12 protein-coding genes are annotated in these 18,053 nt (G+C 32.6%); 2 read left to right on the top strand and 10 right to left on the bottom strand.

The annotated features are described in order from the left end of the window. Positions 1 to 12 precede the first annotated feature (12 nt). The 5 genes from MKY90_RS13120 to MKY90_RS13100 all read right to left on the bottom strand — a co-directional run bounded on the left by MKY90_RS13120 (position 13) and on the right by MKY90_RS13100 (position 10,356). Positions 13 to 990: a SagB/ThcOx family dehydrogenase gene (locus tag MKY90_RS13120; protein WP_016101928.1), complete on the bottom strand. Its 978-nt coding sequence runs from the start codon at positions 988 to 990 to the stop codon at positions 13 to 15. Between the two features lie 870 nt (positions 991 to 1,860). After that, a complete protein-coding gene (pulA, locus tag MKY90_RS13115; RefSeq protein WP_002127557.1) occupies positions 1,861 to 4,431 on the bottom strand; it encodes a type I pullulanase in 2,571 nt (856 codons plus the stop codon). A gap of 516 nt (positions 4,432 to 4,947) precedes the next feature. After that, positions 4,948 to 6,651 carry a M4 family metallopeptidase gene (locus MKY90_RS13110; protein ID WP_016127039.1) on the bottom strand — a complete coding sequence of 568 codons (1,704 nt, stop codon included), beginning with the start codon at positions 6,649 to 6,651 and terminating at the stop codon, positions 4,948 to 4,950. Between the two features lie 686 nt (positions 6,652 to 7,337). Then, positions 7,338 to 9,284, bottom strand: coding sequence for a bifunctional metallophosphatase/5'-nucleotidase (locus MKY90_RS13105; protein WP_002032306.1), 1,947 nt, complete (start codon positions 9,282 to 9,284; stop codon positions 7,338 to 7,340). Between the two features lie 556 nt (positions 9,285 to 9,840). Beyond that, positions 9,841 to 10,356 carry a DinB family protein gene (locus MKY90_RS13100; protein WP_078179238.1) on the bottom strand — a complete coding sequence of 172 codons (516 nt, stop codon included), beginning with the start codon at positions 10,354 to 10,356 and terminating at the stop codon, positions 9,841 to 9,843. Between the two features lie 536 nt (positions 10,357 to 10,892). On the opposite strand from MKY90_RS13100, the gene secY reads away from it, so the two are divergent. Continuing rightward, the gene (gene secY / locus MKY90_RS13095) at positions 10,893 to 12,197 is read left to right on the top strand and encodes a preprotein translocase subunit SecY (RefSeq protein WP_002069884.1); all 1,305 of its coding nucleotides are present in this window, start codon (positions 10,893 to 10,895) and stop codon (positions 12,195 to 12,197) included. A gap of 98 nt (positions 12,198 to 12,295) precedes the next feature. On the opposite strand, the gene MKY90_RS13090 is transcribed toward secY, so the two are convergent. The 4 genes from MKY90_RS13090 to MKY90_RS13075 all read right to left on the bottom strand — a co-directional run bounded on the left by MKY90_RS13090 (position 12,296) and on the right by MKY90_RS13075 (position 15,677). Then, positions 12,296 to 12,526 carry a hypothetical protein gene (locus MKY90_RS13090; RefSeq protein ID WP_016101932.1) on the bottom strand — a complete coding sequence of 77 codons (231 nt, stop codon included), beginning with the start codon at positions 12,524 to 12,526 and terminating at the stop codon, positions 12,296 to 12,298. 162 nt (positions 12,527 to 12,688) lie between these two features. Next, positions 12,689 to 13,354 carry a TetR/AcrR family transcriptional regulator gene (locus MKY90_RS13085; protein WP_341091516.1) on the bottom strand — a complete coding sequence of 222 codons (666 nt, stop codon included), beginning with the start codon at positions 13,352 to 13,354 and terminating at the stop codon, positions 12,689 to 12,691. Between the two features lie 24 nt (positions 13,355 to 13,378). After that, positions 13,379 to 14,542: an FAD-dependent oxidoreductase gene (locus MKY90_RS13080; protein ID WP_016101933.1), complete on the bottom strand. Its 1,164-nt coding sequence runs from the start codon at positions 14,540 to 14,542 to the stop codon at positions 13,379 to 13,381. A gap of 217 nt (positions 14,543 to 14,759) precedes the next feature. After that, a complete protein-coding gene (locus tag MKY90_RS13075) occupies positions 14,760 to 15,677 on the bottom strand; it encodes a DMT family transporter (RefSeq protein ID WP_016101934.1) in 918 nt (305 codons plus the stop codon). A 148-nt stretch (positions 15,678 to 15,825) separates the two neighbouring features. Here MKY90_RS13075 and pdxR point away from each other — a divergent pair, with 148 nt between their 5' ends. Further along, complete coding sequence (gene pdxR, locus MKY90_RS13070) at positions 15,826 to 17,265, top strand: MocR-like pyridoxine biosynthesis transcription factor PdxR (RefSeq protein WP_016127035.1); 1,440 nt, start codon at positions 15,826 to 15,828, stop codon at positions 17,263 to 17,265. Between the two features lie 348 nt (positions 17,266 to 17,613). Here pdxR and MKY90_RS13065 read toward each other — a convergent pair whose 3' ends face one another. Beyond that, complete coding sequence (locus tag MKY90_RS13065) at positions 17,614 to 18,036, bottom strand: DUF3995 domain-containing protein (protein WP_002136501.1); 423 nt, start codon at positions 18,034 to 18,036, stop codon at positions 17,614 to 17,616. Between the last annotated feature and the right edge of the window lie 17 nt (positions 18,037 to 18,053).

Here is an 18,053-nt window from a genome sequence, read left to right as displayed (position 1 = left end):
TATTCATTTCATCTATTCGTTAATTTTCAAGCCAACTTCAAGCCCATGGAGAAATACTTGATGGTTATCCAAACATAAAAATTGCTGAATCTCTTCAAATTTCATATGACCAACTGAACAAACGCCTAAATTCAATGTCTCAGCCACCATATTTAAGGTAGCAGTGATAATACCAGACTCAATACAAGCAAATAAATATCCATCTGAACCGTATTTCGGGATGGAAGCGTTCGCATTATAAACCAAATAAACTGAAAAGGCAGACTGAGTAAATAAATCTTGGTTAATTAACTCATGATCACTTTTGATTACTTGATCAATATTATTTACAATCACAAGACAGTTTTTTGCTGGGTTATAATAATAAAACCCAGCTTTCATACCTTCTATACGTTTTGGTTTTATATAAATAAAGATATCAATAGGGTAGAGTCCGCCTGCACTTGCGTAATGATAGTATATATGTTCTTTCCTAACCTGTTTTAGAGTTGATATGAATTGGGAAAATTCTAAAAAACTAATATGTTTTTTCATATCAAATTGGCGACAAGACCTACGTTCCTTGATTATAGTGGGTAACTCATTTGTTGTTTCAAGTTGAATTTCGGTTGACCGCACAGCATGGTGTGTTCGATTCAATTGTTCACTCATATACTTATCTAAATCTTCTTTAGAAAAGCGAATCTGGTTGCTATATGGATTCGGAAAAATCTTTTCTTGTGTGGAAAATACTTCTCTTGGGTGTAATATGTTACTTACTAACACACGATTTTTTATCATAAGCTCTACTGTTTTTTGTGTCTCTTCTACATTTCCTAATGAAAAGTGCTCTACTAGTTCACTAATTTTCACACCTTTTTGAGTAAAAAAATAAAACTCAGGAAACCACTCAGACAAAACGCCTGTAAATCTTGTTTCTCCTATCAAAATTTCATTATGCAACTTCTCCCAATGCTTAATAGGAGACCAGTAATAAATTTGCTCGCTCATATAACCCTCCATAAACGTTTTACTTATTTTTAAAATACAATTTTCTAATCTACAAAAATAGTCCTTAGATTCTGCCCTTTGTTTCATAGTGATTATAAATACATGTACTTCAACGTAACTTGAGAATAATGAAATAACTTTTTCTTCATTGAAATTTTTTATTTCGTCATAAAAAATGATTTTTTATTAGACATTTTACATCCTTTCCCATAGTATTCCTATAAGGTATAAATCATTTGGAACATTGAGAATTTCCATGTATTTTCAATGTGAAATTATTGTAATGGATTGGAAAGCAGATGGAAATAGTTATTAAACAAAATAATATTGAGAAAGTTTTATTTGTTATAGCGATAAAATTTTCTAATGAGATTTATTACAAATAGATTAAGAAAAGAATTTGAAATTTTTCTTTAGAAGTTAGTGTAAATATGCACATACTATTACATACAAGTGAGTTACTAACATATCGTATTTAAAATAGAGAAAAGACACCATTTTAGGTGTCTTTTCTCTATTTTAATTCCATATACTTTTACGCCTTTGTTATTTTTCGAACGATTTGTAGGAATTAATATAACTCGAACATCTAGCTCGTTAGATGTTCGAATGTATATTAAAAATTATATAAATTAAGAATGTATTTCAGATAATTTTATAAATAAATACAAAGATACCTCCTCCCCTACTGTTACAATAGCAATAATCTCTTGTCTATTTCCGTTATTAAATTGTAATATAATTACAGTATGTGAAATTATACTACATTAACTTTAAAAGCGAAGTGAAAACAACCTTCACTTCGCTTTTTTCATTTGTAATCCCTATTCAATTTGCTCAATTCAGTATATACTTTCACATTATTTGCTTTTATTTAATCGGTTTCTCTGTTTTTAAAACTAGTGAACTTAATGCAGGAACTTTAATTTTATTGTCATGGACAACGTAAAGTGTTTTACTTCCCGCCTGATTCTCGTTTACTAGCACTTTCCATGGACCTTTCGATGGAAGTGTTATGTCAACGGCTTCCCTATTTGCATTGTGGGCCACCATAAAGTATTCGCTTTTATTCCCACTTCCCTTTCCATCTATTGTATAAGCTACAACATTTTTGGGAACATCGATAAAAGCTACATACTTTTTAATTTGCTCTGCAGAAGTCATACGAAAAGCTGGGTATTTTTTTCGTAAATCTATTAAGCCCTTCATATACTCTACTTCATTATTAAATGCTGCACGGCGTAACCAATCCATCTGGTTAATAGAATCAGGAGATTTGTAACTATTATGATCACCATATTTTGTGCGCATAAACTCTTGTCCTGCATGTAAGAATGGAATACCTTGTGATGTTAATAAAATAGAAGAAGATAATTTATGCATTTGTTTTCGCATTTCTTCACTGTCACCTGAATTAGTCAACTCAAGTTTATCCCATAAAGTATGATTGTCATGTGCTTCCACATAAGTTAGCACCTGCTCCGGATCTTGATAAGTAGACGAATTTGTATCATAGTCAATACCGGCTGTAATGCCTTTTTTAATACGGTCTTCCATGTTTTGCTTTCCATTTACAAAACCATTTTCTTTCTCCTCAAATACACTACCTTTCAATCCATCACGAATATTATCGTTAAAATGAGCAATCCCTTTCATTTTCTCCGCATTTTTTTGATTTGCTTTCAATTCAGCTGCAAGAGGTGTATTTAAATCCCAGCCTTCTCCATGCAGAATAATAGAAGGATCAATTTGATTAACAGCTTTACGTATCTCATTCATCGTTTCATAATCATGAATACCCATTAAATCAAAACGGAACCCATCTAAATTGTATTCTTTTGCCCAGTATGTGACGGAATCTACCATAAATTTTCTCATCATCTTTCGTTCTGAAGCGGTATCATTCCCTACTCCAGTTCCATTTGCTAATGTTCCGTCTTCATTGTAACGATAATAGTAACCTGGAACTAACTTATGAAAATTTGATTCAGCGGCATTATACATATGGTTATATACTACGTCCATCACAACACGAAGATTATTATCATGCAATGTTTGAATCATTTGCTTTAATTCAGTTATTCGAACAGTTGGCTCAAAAGGATTTGTAGAATAGGAGCCCTCTGGGACGTTGAAATTTTTCGGGTCATATCCCCAGTTATATTGTGGTTCATTTAAATTCTCTTCATTTACTGAAGCATAATCAAATATCGGTAAAAACTGAACGTGAGTAACACCAAGATCTTTCATATGATCAAGTCCTGTTTTTACACCTTCAGGCCCTTTTGTTCCTTTTTCTGTTACACCTAAATATTTTCCTTTTTGCTTAATACCACTTTCAGGTTGGATGGAAAGATCGCGTACATGCAATTCATAAATAATAGCATCTTCCGGATTTTTAAATTTCGGTTTTTTGTTTGCTTTCCATTTTTTCGGATTTGTTTCTTCTAAATCAACAACTGCACCTTTATCTCCATTTACAGAAGCAGCACGCACATACGGATCAACCGCTTCAGTCCACTTATCCCCAATTTTCACCTTATACGTATAAAAGAGACCTTTTTGGTTCCCTTTAAGTTCTGCTTTCCAAGTTCCCTTTTCACCTTGTTGCATGTTTATTTCAGTACCTATTTTATCGCTCCATTTTTTATATGTAACTAACTTCGCTTCACTCGCAGTAGGAGCCCATAAACGGAACTTTGTATGTTGCGGAGTATATATATTCCCTAAATCATTACCACCATAATAAAATAAATTATCAAATTCCTCGCTACGAATGACTTTACCGATTTCAGTATTCGCATCAGCTAAGTTTGCTATTTTAACTTTGTATGTTTGTTTTAAATCAATTTTCTGTTCCGTAATTATTTTAACCTTATTAGTAATATCTCCACTATTTTTATCATAAGGACTAATTCCCTTAATTTTAACGCCTTCAATTTCAATTTTCTGTTCCTTACTATTAAACGGAACATTAGTCGTTACAGTAATTTCATTAAAACTATCAATAGTAGCTTTTTGAATTGAGAGATCCGAAGAAGGCTTAGAATCATATACTTTTTCATCACCCGAAAGGATCCATACTTCAGCACGACCATCCCTTATATTTTCAACCCAGTGATCACCTCCATCTTTTTCCCATTCATTGGTACGAACTATAAACCCTACACGATTATAGTCACCATCTATTTTTATCTTAGCGTATTTTCCAAATTCATCTTCACCAGTAAATTCATAAGATTTACCGTTTGCATTTTCTCCCCATACCCAAAGATTCCAGTCTTTTGTATTTCCAGATTTCTCTTTGTAATGAATGATAACTTCAGTTGTTTTCGAATTTGAAACTGCCTTCACACTCTGAAAAGAGAAAACAGATGATAACATAACGATTATGGTAAGTAATAAAAACGATTTGTTAATTAATTTTTTTGTAATTTGCACCCCATACACCCTTTCTTTAAATATTACGAACAATTTATTATGCTCATACTACGAAACACGGTTTAAATTAATCTAGGAGTCTCTTTTACTTCACCTCCATATTGGCTATTTTTACGTATGTATTTCAATGATCTTTTATACGAAAATCAAATATAAGATGGAAACAACCCTTACGAAAACGTTTGCATTAAAACTCAAAAAAATAGATTTGTTTATTCCTTCTTATATTTGTAAATACTAAAAGATCAGGGAAATCATTTTAAAGCAATCGTTTGTTATCGCTTTCATTTTATAGCACTTACTATTAAAAGGTCAATATATTATTAATTTTCTGTTTTTATATCCTTGAAATCTTATATATTTGTCGTAACTTATTGAAGATAGATGCCTGATTATTGCTTAGTAATTTTATTTTCACTAATACATTGCTACGTAAAAAATCAGCTAATATCCTTAAAATGACATTAGCTGATTTTCATAATGTATTAATATATGAATGAAAACTATATTTCTAACTTACTTAATTTTTGCTGCATCAAATGCTTTTTGCACTGCTTGAACTTCAGCTGTATTCGCCCCATATTTATTAGTTGCCACTCGAATACATGCTGATTTCAATTCTTTGAAATTAGATGTCATGTTTAATTCATCTGTATTTGCATAATAGAAAATATCAAACATTTTATCTTCACCAATTCCTTTAACAGTTACTCCGTTATGAGTTCCACCTTTTGCAATGAGATACGCAACTTTATTAATAATACTTGAATTAAAATGAACGCCGCCTTGATCCCATCCATTAAAATCGTTAAATTCACTGTAATCATCTGGATAAGGTACTCCAAGTGAAGATGGAACAGAAGCTGGGTTTTCCATATCACGGAAAACAGATCCAGTTTGTTCTCCCATTGTCCAGTTAAAGCTTCCATTATTTACGTATTTCTCAATAGATGTTCCCATAATATCAGATAGCGCTTCATTAATCGCACCAGGTTCACCGTAATATTCAAGATTAGATTCGCTAGAAGTAACAGCATGTGTAAATTCATGTCCAGCTACGTCATATGCCTTGACAATAGGATCGCCATATACAAGCATACTTCCATTATTAGCACTTAATGCATTTTGCCAATTTTTCGGATCGTTCGTATCTTCAGAATCCCAAGCATGTACAACTGAAACTACCTTTTGTCCCTTATTATCAAAACTATTACGCTTATATTTATCTTTATAAAAATCAAATACCTTTGTTGCTAAATAATGAGCACTTACTGCTTTTGGATCGTTAAATGTTGTTGAAGTGCTGGTTGCTAGTGTACCAGGATAATAGCTTTCTTCTTTAGTAATATCTCTGTAATTCACATCATATGTTTCAATTCCTTGCCCTCTTGTATAATCAGCAAGTGCATATTTACCATTACTTTGTTTAGAAATACCAAATGAACGAGATATACCTAAATCATCTTTTCCTGTTCCAGTTAATGATGTAAGACTACTTTTTTTACTTTCCTTTAAAGCTCCAACTAGTTTTTCACTTGCTTTTAAGTTAGATTCTTGTACCATATTTTTTAACATATCACCATTTTGTGCATTTACTAAATAAGTTCCAGAAACATAGTTTGGTGTTGCCGCTTCAAATGTAACTTGATATGCATTGCTAGCTTGTCCATTATTTTCATCAACAAAAATAACTTCCTTAACTTCTGGCTCAGAAATAAACTTGATATCGTTCCCGTATTTCGTATAAATATATTGTTTCGCTTCATCTTTTGATAGATTAATAGGCTTTTTCAATTCTTCTTGTTTTAAATTTTGCGCGCTATCGCCTGAAACACTTTTAATAACACCGTTATTATCTACGTGTGCAGTTAATTGATGGCCATATACTTCTTTTCCTTCGTATGTTTGCTGCATACGCACAAGTGTTGTTCCATCATACGAACCACGTTTTTGAAGAACTTTATAATCTACTCCTGTTTCTCCATTGACTTGATTTGGAGAAAGAGCTTGTTCAGCTTTCTCCTTAAGAGCATCTTTTACTACATTCTCTGGTGTTTTTTGTGACGGTTGTGTAAGTTCACCTGAACGGAATGAGTCCTCCTGAATTTGAACTTGAAGTTGATCTGTTTCCTCTGCATGACCTATTCCGTATGGTGCCACAGCTGTTAAAGCTAATCCTGTTGTTAATGCTACTTTAGTTAATGTCTTTGTGTTTTTCATTTTTTCACCTCGTATAATTTTTGAAATAGAAAGCTTGTACAAAGTATACTGTCTATTTATGTCGAAAAAAAGAGAAAATACAAAATTTATGTAATATTATGCAAAATTACATATATGTGGTCGATAAAATAAAAAATGAGCCCTTTTAGGTGCTCATCCAATTGGTTAGTCGTTAATTATCTATATTCATTCTAATCAAAGTACACTTATATCTTATTAACAACATAAAAAACCACTCTTTACTATTTTAAGAATAGTAGATAAATACTTTAGTGAGGCAACGCATATACAAGTTAGATTTTTCAATATAATTTTGTTATTTATGTCTATAGCTGCATGGATTGTAACGTTTTGAGACTGCTGAAGTCTTATATGAGTTTCAGGCTTTTTTATCTTGTCAAAAATATCTTTCAAAGATATTTTTGTCTCCCCATTTAAATATAGAAAAGGACATATCTATTGCATGTTATTAACTTAAGGTATGTTCTTTTAAAGCATATTATAAATATACATAGTGAGAAATGAAACAATAATTATTCAAATGAAAAATCCCCTAAATTTTTAAAGCGATTCAGGGGATTTTTTACCGATGATTCTCTATATTTCCATACCGATCACAAACTTTTTTAGGATAATGGTATGTCCAAGTTTAATAGTTTTTTGCACGAGAGCCATCTTTTTTATATTTATTTAATTATCCTACTAAGTTTTTTGTAAAATTCACCTTTTCTTTTTACATGATTAAACTGATTTGGATTAATATTAGCTTTTTGTGAGAGTGCTACAATCTCTTCTTTTGTAATTGAATCTTTAGTATTTATAGATGCTATATTTGTATATTTTCCATCTTCTGTTTTTGGGATTTCTAAAATCCCTTTATTTACAAGATCAACTACAGCCTTATGCTCTGAAGAATGTGTATCTACACCAGTAATTTTCCAATTATGCATAACTTTTGGCGTGTATACACCGTTCTTTACCTCTTTTAAATATGTAATAGCAAGGTTACGAATGGTTCCACCTGTTTCTCCGAATGCATTCTCTTGTTTAGATGACCAAGTTTGTTCAAATTTACGTCCCTCTAAAGCTCCCCCTTTTGCCTGAAGAGCCTCCATTCTATACGCATTCATTCCTAGCGTCATAACATCGCTCATTTTGATTGGTTTATTTGTACGAATAGAGCGTAAATTTGTAATTCTACTACCATATGGTTTTGTTAAGTCAATTTCGTATTTTACGCCTCCAAAGAAATCGTTCGTACTGTATTTAGACGCACGACGATTTTTATCAAAGCTAACTGTTACATCTCCGGCACGAGATGAGTTAAAATATCCTGCTGCCCATTCCATATAGTCTTTCAAATCTTTTCCAGTTATCTTATATACTGTAATTTCTCCCAAAGCATATTGATAATTATAAGCAATATCTTTCTTCTTTATAGGACCTATATCCAAACGGGCATAATCATTATCAATTTGATGGGCTACTACATCCGCCTTACTGTAATGGAGCATGACTTCATGAAAGAAATCTGATAAAGGTGTCTCTTGAATCTGCACACTTGGAATACCCTTTATTTCATTTTCAGGAACAAGGTTTCTACCCTTTAATTGGGCGACTACAACATTTGCATCTCCTCTCGCATACTCATGAAAAGGTGTTAGTGTTTCTTCAAGTGTAGAATCAGATAATACTGTAGTTCCATCAGCATTTTTTACAGGTATAGCGGTAGCTGTTTTATCTTTTAAAACAAGCTTCCCATCTTGCTTTGTAAAAGTAAGGTCAATACGTGAAATATGCGTTCCGTATTTATCTGGTTCTGTAATAATTACGCCATTTACAACTTCTTTTTTTACAAGTTTATGCATATGAGCCGCAAAAATAGCGCTTAGTTCCGGACAAGCATTCGCAATATCTTGAACACCAGTACCTGGGATTCCATTCTCATTTTCTAGTCCCATATGCATAACCCCTACCATTACATCTACTTTATCTTCTAATTCTTTAATAGCCTTTTTTGTCTCTTCTACTGGATTTTTCACTACTAAACCATCCAAATGATCTGTCCCTTTTTCAAAATCACTAATCATTGGTGTATTCATACCAATAATCCCGACTTTAATTCCACCTTTTTCAACAATCGTATATGCAGGAAGAAAACGCTCTCCATTTTCCTTATAAATATTTCCTGCTAACGTCTTTCCCTTGTATTGCTCACTAACTTTTTTCAATGTATCTAATCCAAAGTTGAATTCATGATTTCCAAATGCCCAGGCGTCATATCCCATTGTATTCATTGCTACCATCATTGGCGATTGTGGCTTATCGTTGAATAATTCTACTGAGTTTCCTTGAATTGTATCCCCGGCATCTACTAATATGGTATTTGGATTTTCTTGACGTACCTTCTTTATAACCGTATAAAGCTGCGTCAAACTTCCACTCATATTTGCTCCATCAAGCGCATAATCCCAAGGCATAAATCTACCATGAATATCTGCAGTACCTAACAATGTAATATTAACATTAGATTCCTCAGCCTTAGAAATAGCTGGTTTGACTGTTACTGCTGTTACAAGAAGCATAAGAATAATAAAATTGCATACATAGTTCTTCCATTTCATTTTTTGCATAATAACAATATTTCTCCCCTTTTTGTACTGTCATAAAGTTGCTTGAACTTTAAAAATGTAACTTATTATTCAGAGAAATTCAACTATAAAAGATAATTTTGTAGTTGGTTTTGCTGTGAAAATATAGAGAATAAAATGCATATATCCCCTAACAGAATAGTATTTTATCATTTTCTAATAAAATACTTCTTCCTCCAACGTGTGAAGGGCGCTAAACCAACGGTAGATGTATATGTACTTTCAAAATTTTGGACATGCAACTCATTTTCGGATTTTATTTCTAATTTTTTCCTTCTATATGAAAATACTGAGATCACTTCCAAAAATAATAACCCCGCTCTTCATTTAAGACGGGGTTACACTTATACAGCAAATCGGATTCAGATTTTTTTCAAATGTTCGTTTCCTCTTCAGGAGTAAAATCTGCTAGTTTCGTATTTTTTTCTGCTTATTGGTTGCTTTCAACTAAATTCATCATAATTTTAATCAGGACTTGTATTTTATCACTCGAACCCTTGATGCTATCCCAAATCGCTCAATAAATAGATAATGATTTTTACTTTTCAACTCCACAAAGCAATTTTATCTCTTTAATTTGTTCTATATGACGCTGTTCATGCAAATAGATCAGTTCTATCCACTGATCAAGAAGTAATTCTCCAAGAGCTGGATGCGTCACTGATTTTTTCGCTAATATAGATTCATCTTCTATTGTACTCAGGAAACGCATCAATTCTTTTCTAGAGTCGTTTAACAAATCAACCATTTGCTGCACTTCAAATGGTTCTATACTTGGTTCAATCATTTCTGGGGCTATAAATTTTATCGATCTATCTAATAAAATAGTGTGAATTTCTTTACGCTCATTTAAGATACTATCCATCTTTTTTAATCCCGATGAAATAACTGTTATAACTCTCTCATCTAATAAAACTAAGTGATGACAAACTTTTGCTATACTCCATTTATCCTTATCTGGTTTCCTATTAAATTGAGCATCACTTAACAAAGTAATTTCCTCAAATAATTGATTTCTAGTTTCATAAAACGTGTCATTTACAAATGTATTCATGTGAATTCTCCTTTCGCTAGAACCTACATACTTAAATTCCTACGCTAGAAATATTCTCTATGGAAAAAAGATTTTCCTTCACTATTATTCCAATCCAATCTTTTCTTTCTTTAGTAGGTTCTCTAATTCATGCTGAAATGTATGAGTTCTCTCAACATCCTTGAAGATTTCCTTGAGGTTATTATGCGCTACAGCTACATCATAATACTTTCAACGGAATCCTTTCAATATAACTACATAAAACGTTCCTAATTATCAATCTAGCATTAAATATATGTAAAAAATCAACCTATTCATTCATTTTTAATGCTTATGTATGTACATTTGTTAATTTATTAGTTATATTATGGGTATTGAATGATTACGAAAAGTTAATAAATCGCTTGTATAACACCTTATATTTTTATATCCGTGAAAACTACAAAATGTATAAAATTCCATTTGTCAAATGAATTTAATGCGGAAGGAGGTTTGTGGTTACTTCATCGGGATATAATAATCAGTTTTGAACTGATAAAAATATAGGAGGCGACATAATGTTTCGTACGATTTCAAATTTCATGAGAGTAGCTGAGATAAGAAACAAAATTCTTTTTACACTAGCGATGCTAATTGTTTTTCGAATTGGCACGTTTATTCCAGTTCCTCATACTAACGCAGAGGTATTAAAAGTACAAGATCAAGCCAACGTTTTAGGCATGCTGAACGTATTTGGCGGAGGAGCACTGCAACACTTCTCAATCTTTGCTGTAGGTATCACACCATATATTACAGCTTCTATCATTGTACAATTACTACAAATGGACGTTGTACCTAAATTTACAGAATGGGCAAAGCAAGGAGAAATGGGCCGTAAGAAATCAGCTCAATTTACTCGCTACTTTACAATCATTCTCGCATTCATACAATCCATTGGGATGTCTTATGGTTTTAATAATATAGCAGGTGGACAATTAATTACAGATCAAAGCTGGACTACATACTTATTTATTGCGACAGTTTTAACTGCTGGTACTGCATTTTTACTTTGGTTAGGTGAACAAATTACCGCTAATGGCGTTGGTAATGGAATCTCAATGATTATCTTCGCAGGACTTGTTGCGGCGATTCCGAATGTCGCTAATCAAATTTATTTGCAACAATTCCAAAACGCAGGCGATCAGTTATTTATGCACATAATAAAAATGGTTTTAATTGGACTCGTAATTTTAGCGATAGTTGTTGGTGTTATTTACATTCAACAAGCTGTTCGAAAAATACCGATTCAATATGCAAAAGCTGTTTCAGGAAACAATCAATATCAAGGAGCAAAAAATACTCATTTACCTCTTAAAGTAAATAGTGCAGGTGTAATTCCTGTTATCTTTGCTTCAGCCTTTTTAATGACGCCGCGTACAATTGCGCAGCTCTTCCCTGATTCAAGCGTATCTAAATGGATAATTGCGAATCTTGATTTTGCACATCCATTTGGAATGACACTATATGTGGGTCTTATCGTTGCCTTCACATATTTCTACGCGTTTATTCAAGTAAATCCTGAACAAATGGCTGAGAATTTGAAAAAGCAAAACGGATATGTCCCGGGTATTCGCCCAGGTAAATCTACAGAACAGTATGTAACAAAAATTTTATACCGTTTAACATTTATCGGTGCGATTTTCTTAGGAGCAATTTCAATATTACCACTTGTATTTACAAAAATCGCTACATTACCACCATCTGCTCAAATCGGTGGTACAAGTTTACTAATCATCGTAGGTGTTGCATTAGAAACGATGAAGACGTTAGAAAGTCAACTTGTGAAGCGTCATTATAAAGGTTTTATAAAAAAAGTGAATTAATTACAAAAACACACTAGGATATAAAGACCTAGTGTGTTTTTTATTCTATAAAAATAAAACCCTCATTTTCTCGCTTCATATTTTTATCTTTATTTTAATTACCATAAAAGTAGCTCCTTTCTCTCACCTTCAATATATCCCTCGGTGGTTATAAAAAGTCTCAGCATGAATTTATCTATAATTAAATAGTCTGGTACAAAATCTTTTAATGTTATTACTTGCTTTCTAACAATTCTTTTGTCACCTTTTATTCCAAAAACTTTAGCTTCTAAATAATCAATTTCACCTAAAAATAAATCTATCCTTTGATATATAGGGATTCCAACCAATCCTTTAACTTCTGGTTATATTGTGTAAGTTGTCTATTACTATCGTATAAAAAGAGATTTTGAAATTCATTAACAATGTAGTTTGTAGAAACAGGTATCATATTTTTCTTTCAAAAAAAACAGAGTGCCGCTCAACTAGCTCTCTGTTTTAAACTAATTATATTATTGCGTATGTAAAATACCTTGCAAAACAACTTCTAATCCCCAGCGGAATCGTTCTTCTCCACCAGATAACATATTTTCTTTTAGACTTACAATCATTGGATACCTTGCTGTATCTAAAGCCTCATACGAAGCACGAATTGGGTCAAGAGTGGTACCTTTTTCTTTGCGAGCTGTTTGTTCATATGCGACCGAAGCAGCATATAACAGTAAAATATCTACTCCCCATGCTGATGCTCTTGCATTAACTCCACCTTCATGTAATTGACACAAAATCTGTTCAGTAAGGGCTAAAGAATTTGGCCCAATTGGAATTGTCATTAAAGCTAATTCTGCCATTCCAGAAGAGTCGAATAAAATTCGAAAATATGAATGTACAAGTGTAAATAGTTCTTTTTTCCATGGTTCATTTTTCTCATCTGTTATTTCAATTTTCCCTAGACCATAATCTAATACATACGCTCTTAATTCATCAGCATTTTTTACGTATACATATAAAGAAGACGGACCTGTATCTAATACTTTTGCAATTTTACGCATACTAAGGCCAGAAATACCTTCAGACTCTAATAGGTCATAAGCAGTCTTAACAATGATTTCCTTACTTAACGGTTCTTTTGCTGGTCGTAAACGACGACTAGTAATTGTATTCGTTTGCTCTTCCATAGTTCTCCTTTAGTAAATATATTTTTATTGTTGCTCATGAAGTTGATTCATAAGATTATACATTTTCATAGTAGCATCCTCCGAGAAACAAATCTCAAGATTATCATTTGACACTTCAGCGGATTGAGAAGAATAATCGTACATTTTTTCTTCGTAATTTTCAATTGCCTCGTTCAAATTATCATGTTTTACAATAGATAATGCAAGTTCTGCCGCATCACGCATCGCTAGATTCACACCTTCTCCAGCAAATGGAGACATTAAATGTGCAGCATCACCAATTAAAGTAACACCAGGCTTACTTTTCCAAGTTAGTCCAACAGGTAACATATAAATTCGTCTAGGAAAAATCGCACCATCTGCACATCTAATATAATTTTTAAGTGTTTCATCCCAGTCTTCGAAATATTGTAGAAGTTGATGTTTTGCTTCTTCTAAATTTTTAAATGGAATTCCACAATTATCAAGCCATTTTTTATCTGTTCTAAAACTTAAATACACGCGAATACTGTCATCTCCATTTAATTGCGCAAGAATTCCTTTATGCTCCGCAAGTGCAAATACTTTGCCACGTCGATTAAATTTCGCCATCTGAGGATGATTTTTCGTTACATTTTTCAAATTCAATTCTACCATGCTAATACCAGTATATTGCGGTATAGAATTTGTGACAAGTGGACGAATTCGAGAGAAGGCACCATCTGCTGCTACCACTAAATCAACAGTGTCTACATGTCCATTTTCAAAATGAAGTTCATGTATACCATTTTCTACAGGAATGGCTTTTGTTAAGTTATAGCCCCAATGTATACATTGCGGATCAACAGAATTTAAAAGTAACTCACGTAAAGTGCCTCGATCAATTTCTGGACGATCTCCGCAATTAGGATCCGCTACTTCATCTAAATATATTTTCCCGTTCTTATCACATAAACGAAAATCTTCTCCCTCATATCTAGCAAGTTCATTAAATTGTTCTAACAATCCTGCTTCTTTAAGCGCCTCTTGTCCGGAATCATGATGAATATCTAATGAACCTCCTTGTTGCCGAATCCATGGTGATGTTTCTCTTTCATATACGACACATTTTAAACCATGTTTCTGTAATATACGAGCTAATGTTAAACCTCCTGGTCCAGCACCTATAATTGCAATACGTTTTTCTCCTTTATTTTTTCTTTCCATCATTTATCACACCTTATATTTTATTGAATTACTTGTTTTATTTATAACATAACGTACACTGTTCGTAAAGTACATCGTTCGTTAATTACTAAGCAAATTATGTTAAACTTAATGTGTAAAAATAAAAAGCATGTTACAAGTCAGTAGTAACATGCTTTTTAAGTTGATAAAGTAATAAACTTTTATTAACTTAATAGTCCAATGATTCCATTTGTATTATTTACATTTCTTTCTTCAATAACTTCCCTTGCTTAAAATAAACGCCCAGCGTAGAACGATTTGCTAAAAATACACCAATCAAGATTAAACAAGCACCAATTCCCATTGCAGGATTTAATGGTTCTCCTAATACAAAATAACCTACAATAACAGCAATTAACGGGGATACATATAACCACGTCGATGGAAATACTGGATTTGTTTTTGATAAAAGCCAGTAATATAAACCGTGTCCACCGATAGATCCTACAAATATAAGATATAAAATTGGCCATTGTACATTCCAAGATGTTAATACAGCTAAATTCGGCTGTTCCATTACAACAGATACAATTAATAGCAAAACTCCTCCATAAAACATTTGAATGCCGTTAATGAGAAATGGTGATACGTTAGGTAAATCTGAAAGTATCTCTTTAGAACGAATCGAACCTATTCCATAAAACAACTCTCCTACTAATATAACAAGGCATGCAATACTCCATATGAAAGTAAGTTCTTGATGCATGCCAGGTAAAGATATAAACAAAACTCCTGTAAGTGCTATAACTAAAGCAACAAGTTGTTCTTTTTGCAGTTTTGTTTTGTTTCGCCTTGATTGTAATAGCAAAATCATCATTGGGGCTGTTGCAGATAGAACTGCAGCTAATCCAGAAGAAATATATTGTTCAGCCCAGTAAAGGGTCGCGAATGTCATAAATGTTAAACAAAAACCAGCATATATAATACGTTTCGATAATAAGTAAGGCATAATATCCTTTCGCTTTAATTTAAAAATAATAATGAGAATAAGGCCCGCCAAAAAGAAACGAATTCCAGCTGAAAATAATGGTGGTGCCCCCGCTTCTATTCCAATTTTTATCGTTAAAAATGTCGTTCCAAAAATAATACATACTAAAATATAATTTAAAATGACCATTTTCCTTCCTCCTTTTTACTCTTGAAATGAGTATAGAGGATATGGTGTATAACAGTGTATCCGAGCATATAACAGTTGAATAAAAATATAGTTGATTGTCAGACTATTTTTCGCTTTAATTAAATTAAAAAGAAAAACAGGTGATTCTATGAAGATAGTACTACGTAAAGAATCCAACATACCATATTACCAACAAATATATATGCAAATTGTTGAGAGAATTCAAAGCGGGATGCTTTCGCATGGCGATTACCTCCCTTCTTTACGTTCTATGGCCGATGATTTGCAAATTAGTTTATTAACTGTTCGTAAAGCTTATAAACAGTTAGAAACGAAAAGTTATATACGAATTGAACAAGGAAAAGGTGCCTATATACATAAACGTGTGAACAAAGATTTCAAACCAATTCCATATCAATGGCAACAAACGAAATCCATTAATGTTATGCGTTCTCAATATGTAATGAACCAACATCGTAAATATTTTGATTTTTCACAGGCTGTCCTTTATCCACGTTTATTACCAAATCCGTTTCTTTCAGATGAAATGCACAAATTACTTAATAAGGATCAAATGATACTGGCAACATACGGACCTGTTCAAGGTGACAAAGAACTTAGAGTGGAAATAACAAACTACTTAAAAGAACACCAACAAGTAGTTACAGATCCATCTCAATTATTAATTACAAGTGGTGCCCAGCAAGGAATTGATTTAATCGCCCAAACATTATTAAAGCCTGGAGACATAGTGTTAGTAGAAAGTCCGTGTTATGGAGCGGCGCTTGATGTATTTGTTAATAAAGGAGTTCAAATTATCCCTGTTAGTCTTGATAACAACGGCATTCGCTCAGATCTAATCGATGATATTTGTCAAAGAAAGAATCCTGTTTTGTTATATGTGAATCCTACTTTTCAGAATCCAACGGGCACAGTAATGAGTAAAGAAAGAAGAATGGAACTTGTAGAACTAGCAGAGCTTTATCAATTTTTCATTTTAGAGGATGATTCTTTCGGAGAGATATATTTTGAGGATTTTAAAATTCCCCCTCCAATAAAAAGCTTTGATACAAATGGTCATGTTATATATTTAAAAGGGTTTAGTAAAACGTTAGCACCAGGTCTTCGCATCGCGGCACTTGCAGCTGAAGGTCCTATCTTTGAATGGTTATACGCCGTGAAGGCTTCGATGGATATTGGTAGTCCCTTATTGACACAAAAAGCACTACTTCCTTTTTTACGAGCGGAACGAATGAAAAATCATTTAGAAAAATTACGGACTGCTTTACAAATTAGACGCGATTTAACAATTGATATATTATCTCCATTAAAAGAATTAGAATTCGAAATACCTAATGGAGGATTTAACTTATGGGTTACACTCCCTCAGTCAATCGATCCTTTTACATTATTACAAAAAGCGAATGAAGTTGATGTTTCTTTTTTACCCGGCACAGCTTGTCTGATAAACCATGAAACTCAATATAATCATTTGCGAATTAGTTATTCAATGTTAAATGAAAAAGATATGTTGATTGGATTAGAAAGATTACATGATACAATTGCCAAGTTTAAATCAATGATTTAAACTCCAAAACAACAACTAACCTCTTATTCACACAATAAAAAACCAACACTTTAAAATTTTATTAAAAGTCAAGATATAAGCTGAACCTATTATTAATAGTGAATTCTTATCTAATGTCATACATTATATGTATAAAAATTAAAAGGATAGAAGAGCTTGAATAAATTCGCCCTATCTATCCTCTTTTTAAACACAAATGACTAATCATAGCGGACTTCGCTGTCAACAGAACCTGTATTGCTGTATTGCTCTATTGCTATGTTCAAACTTCTTTTTATTACTACTTGTTCAATAAGAGGTGTTTTCTTCCTGCATAAAATTTATTTTATAGGGAATTCATTATACTTATTAAAACAACAACATGATATAGACAAAACCAAAGAATAAACATAATGGACTATAGAACCAAGTGTCATATCTAGCAAACTGAGAATGCTTAATTTTTTTGAAAAATCCAACAAACTTAAAATCACCAATTGCCCTAACAATGAAAACTAAAGCACAGACAATACTTCCGATTTTAGATAAACTATTTGCTTCGAACCCCTGCAAATAACCTACTTGAACAACAATAATGACACTAGCTAATAGAATAAGAATGGCTACGAATAATGTTCCCCATATTCTCGGAGTAAAAGCAGGCTTATGTTCTCCCTCTTTTACTGGGATAACAGCAGCAGAACCCCATCGACCTCCAAAAGCCCAATAAATATGCAAAAAACTGATAAACCACAGAAGCCCCACAGCTACTACTATTAATAGTAATTTCATTTATTCGCCCCCAATTT

The organism is Bacillus sp. FSL P2-0099 (assembly GCF_038007445.1).
GTDB lineage: Bacteria > Bacillota > Bacilli > Bacillales > Bacillaceae_G > Bacillus_A > Bacillus_A mycoides.
This window is presented reverse-complemented; position numbering and strand designations above follow the sequence as displayed.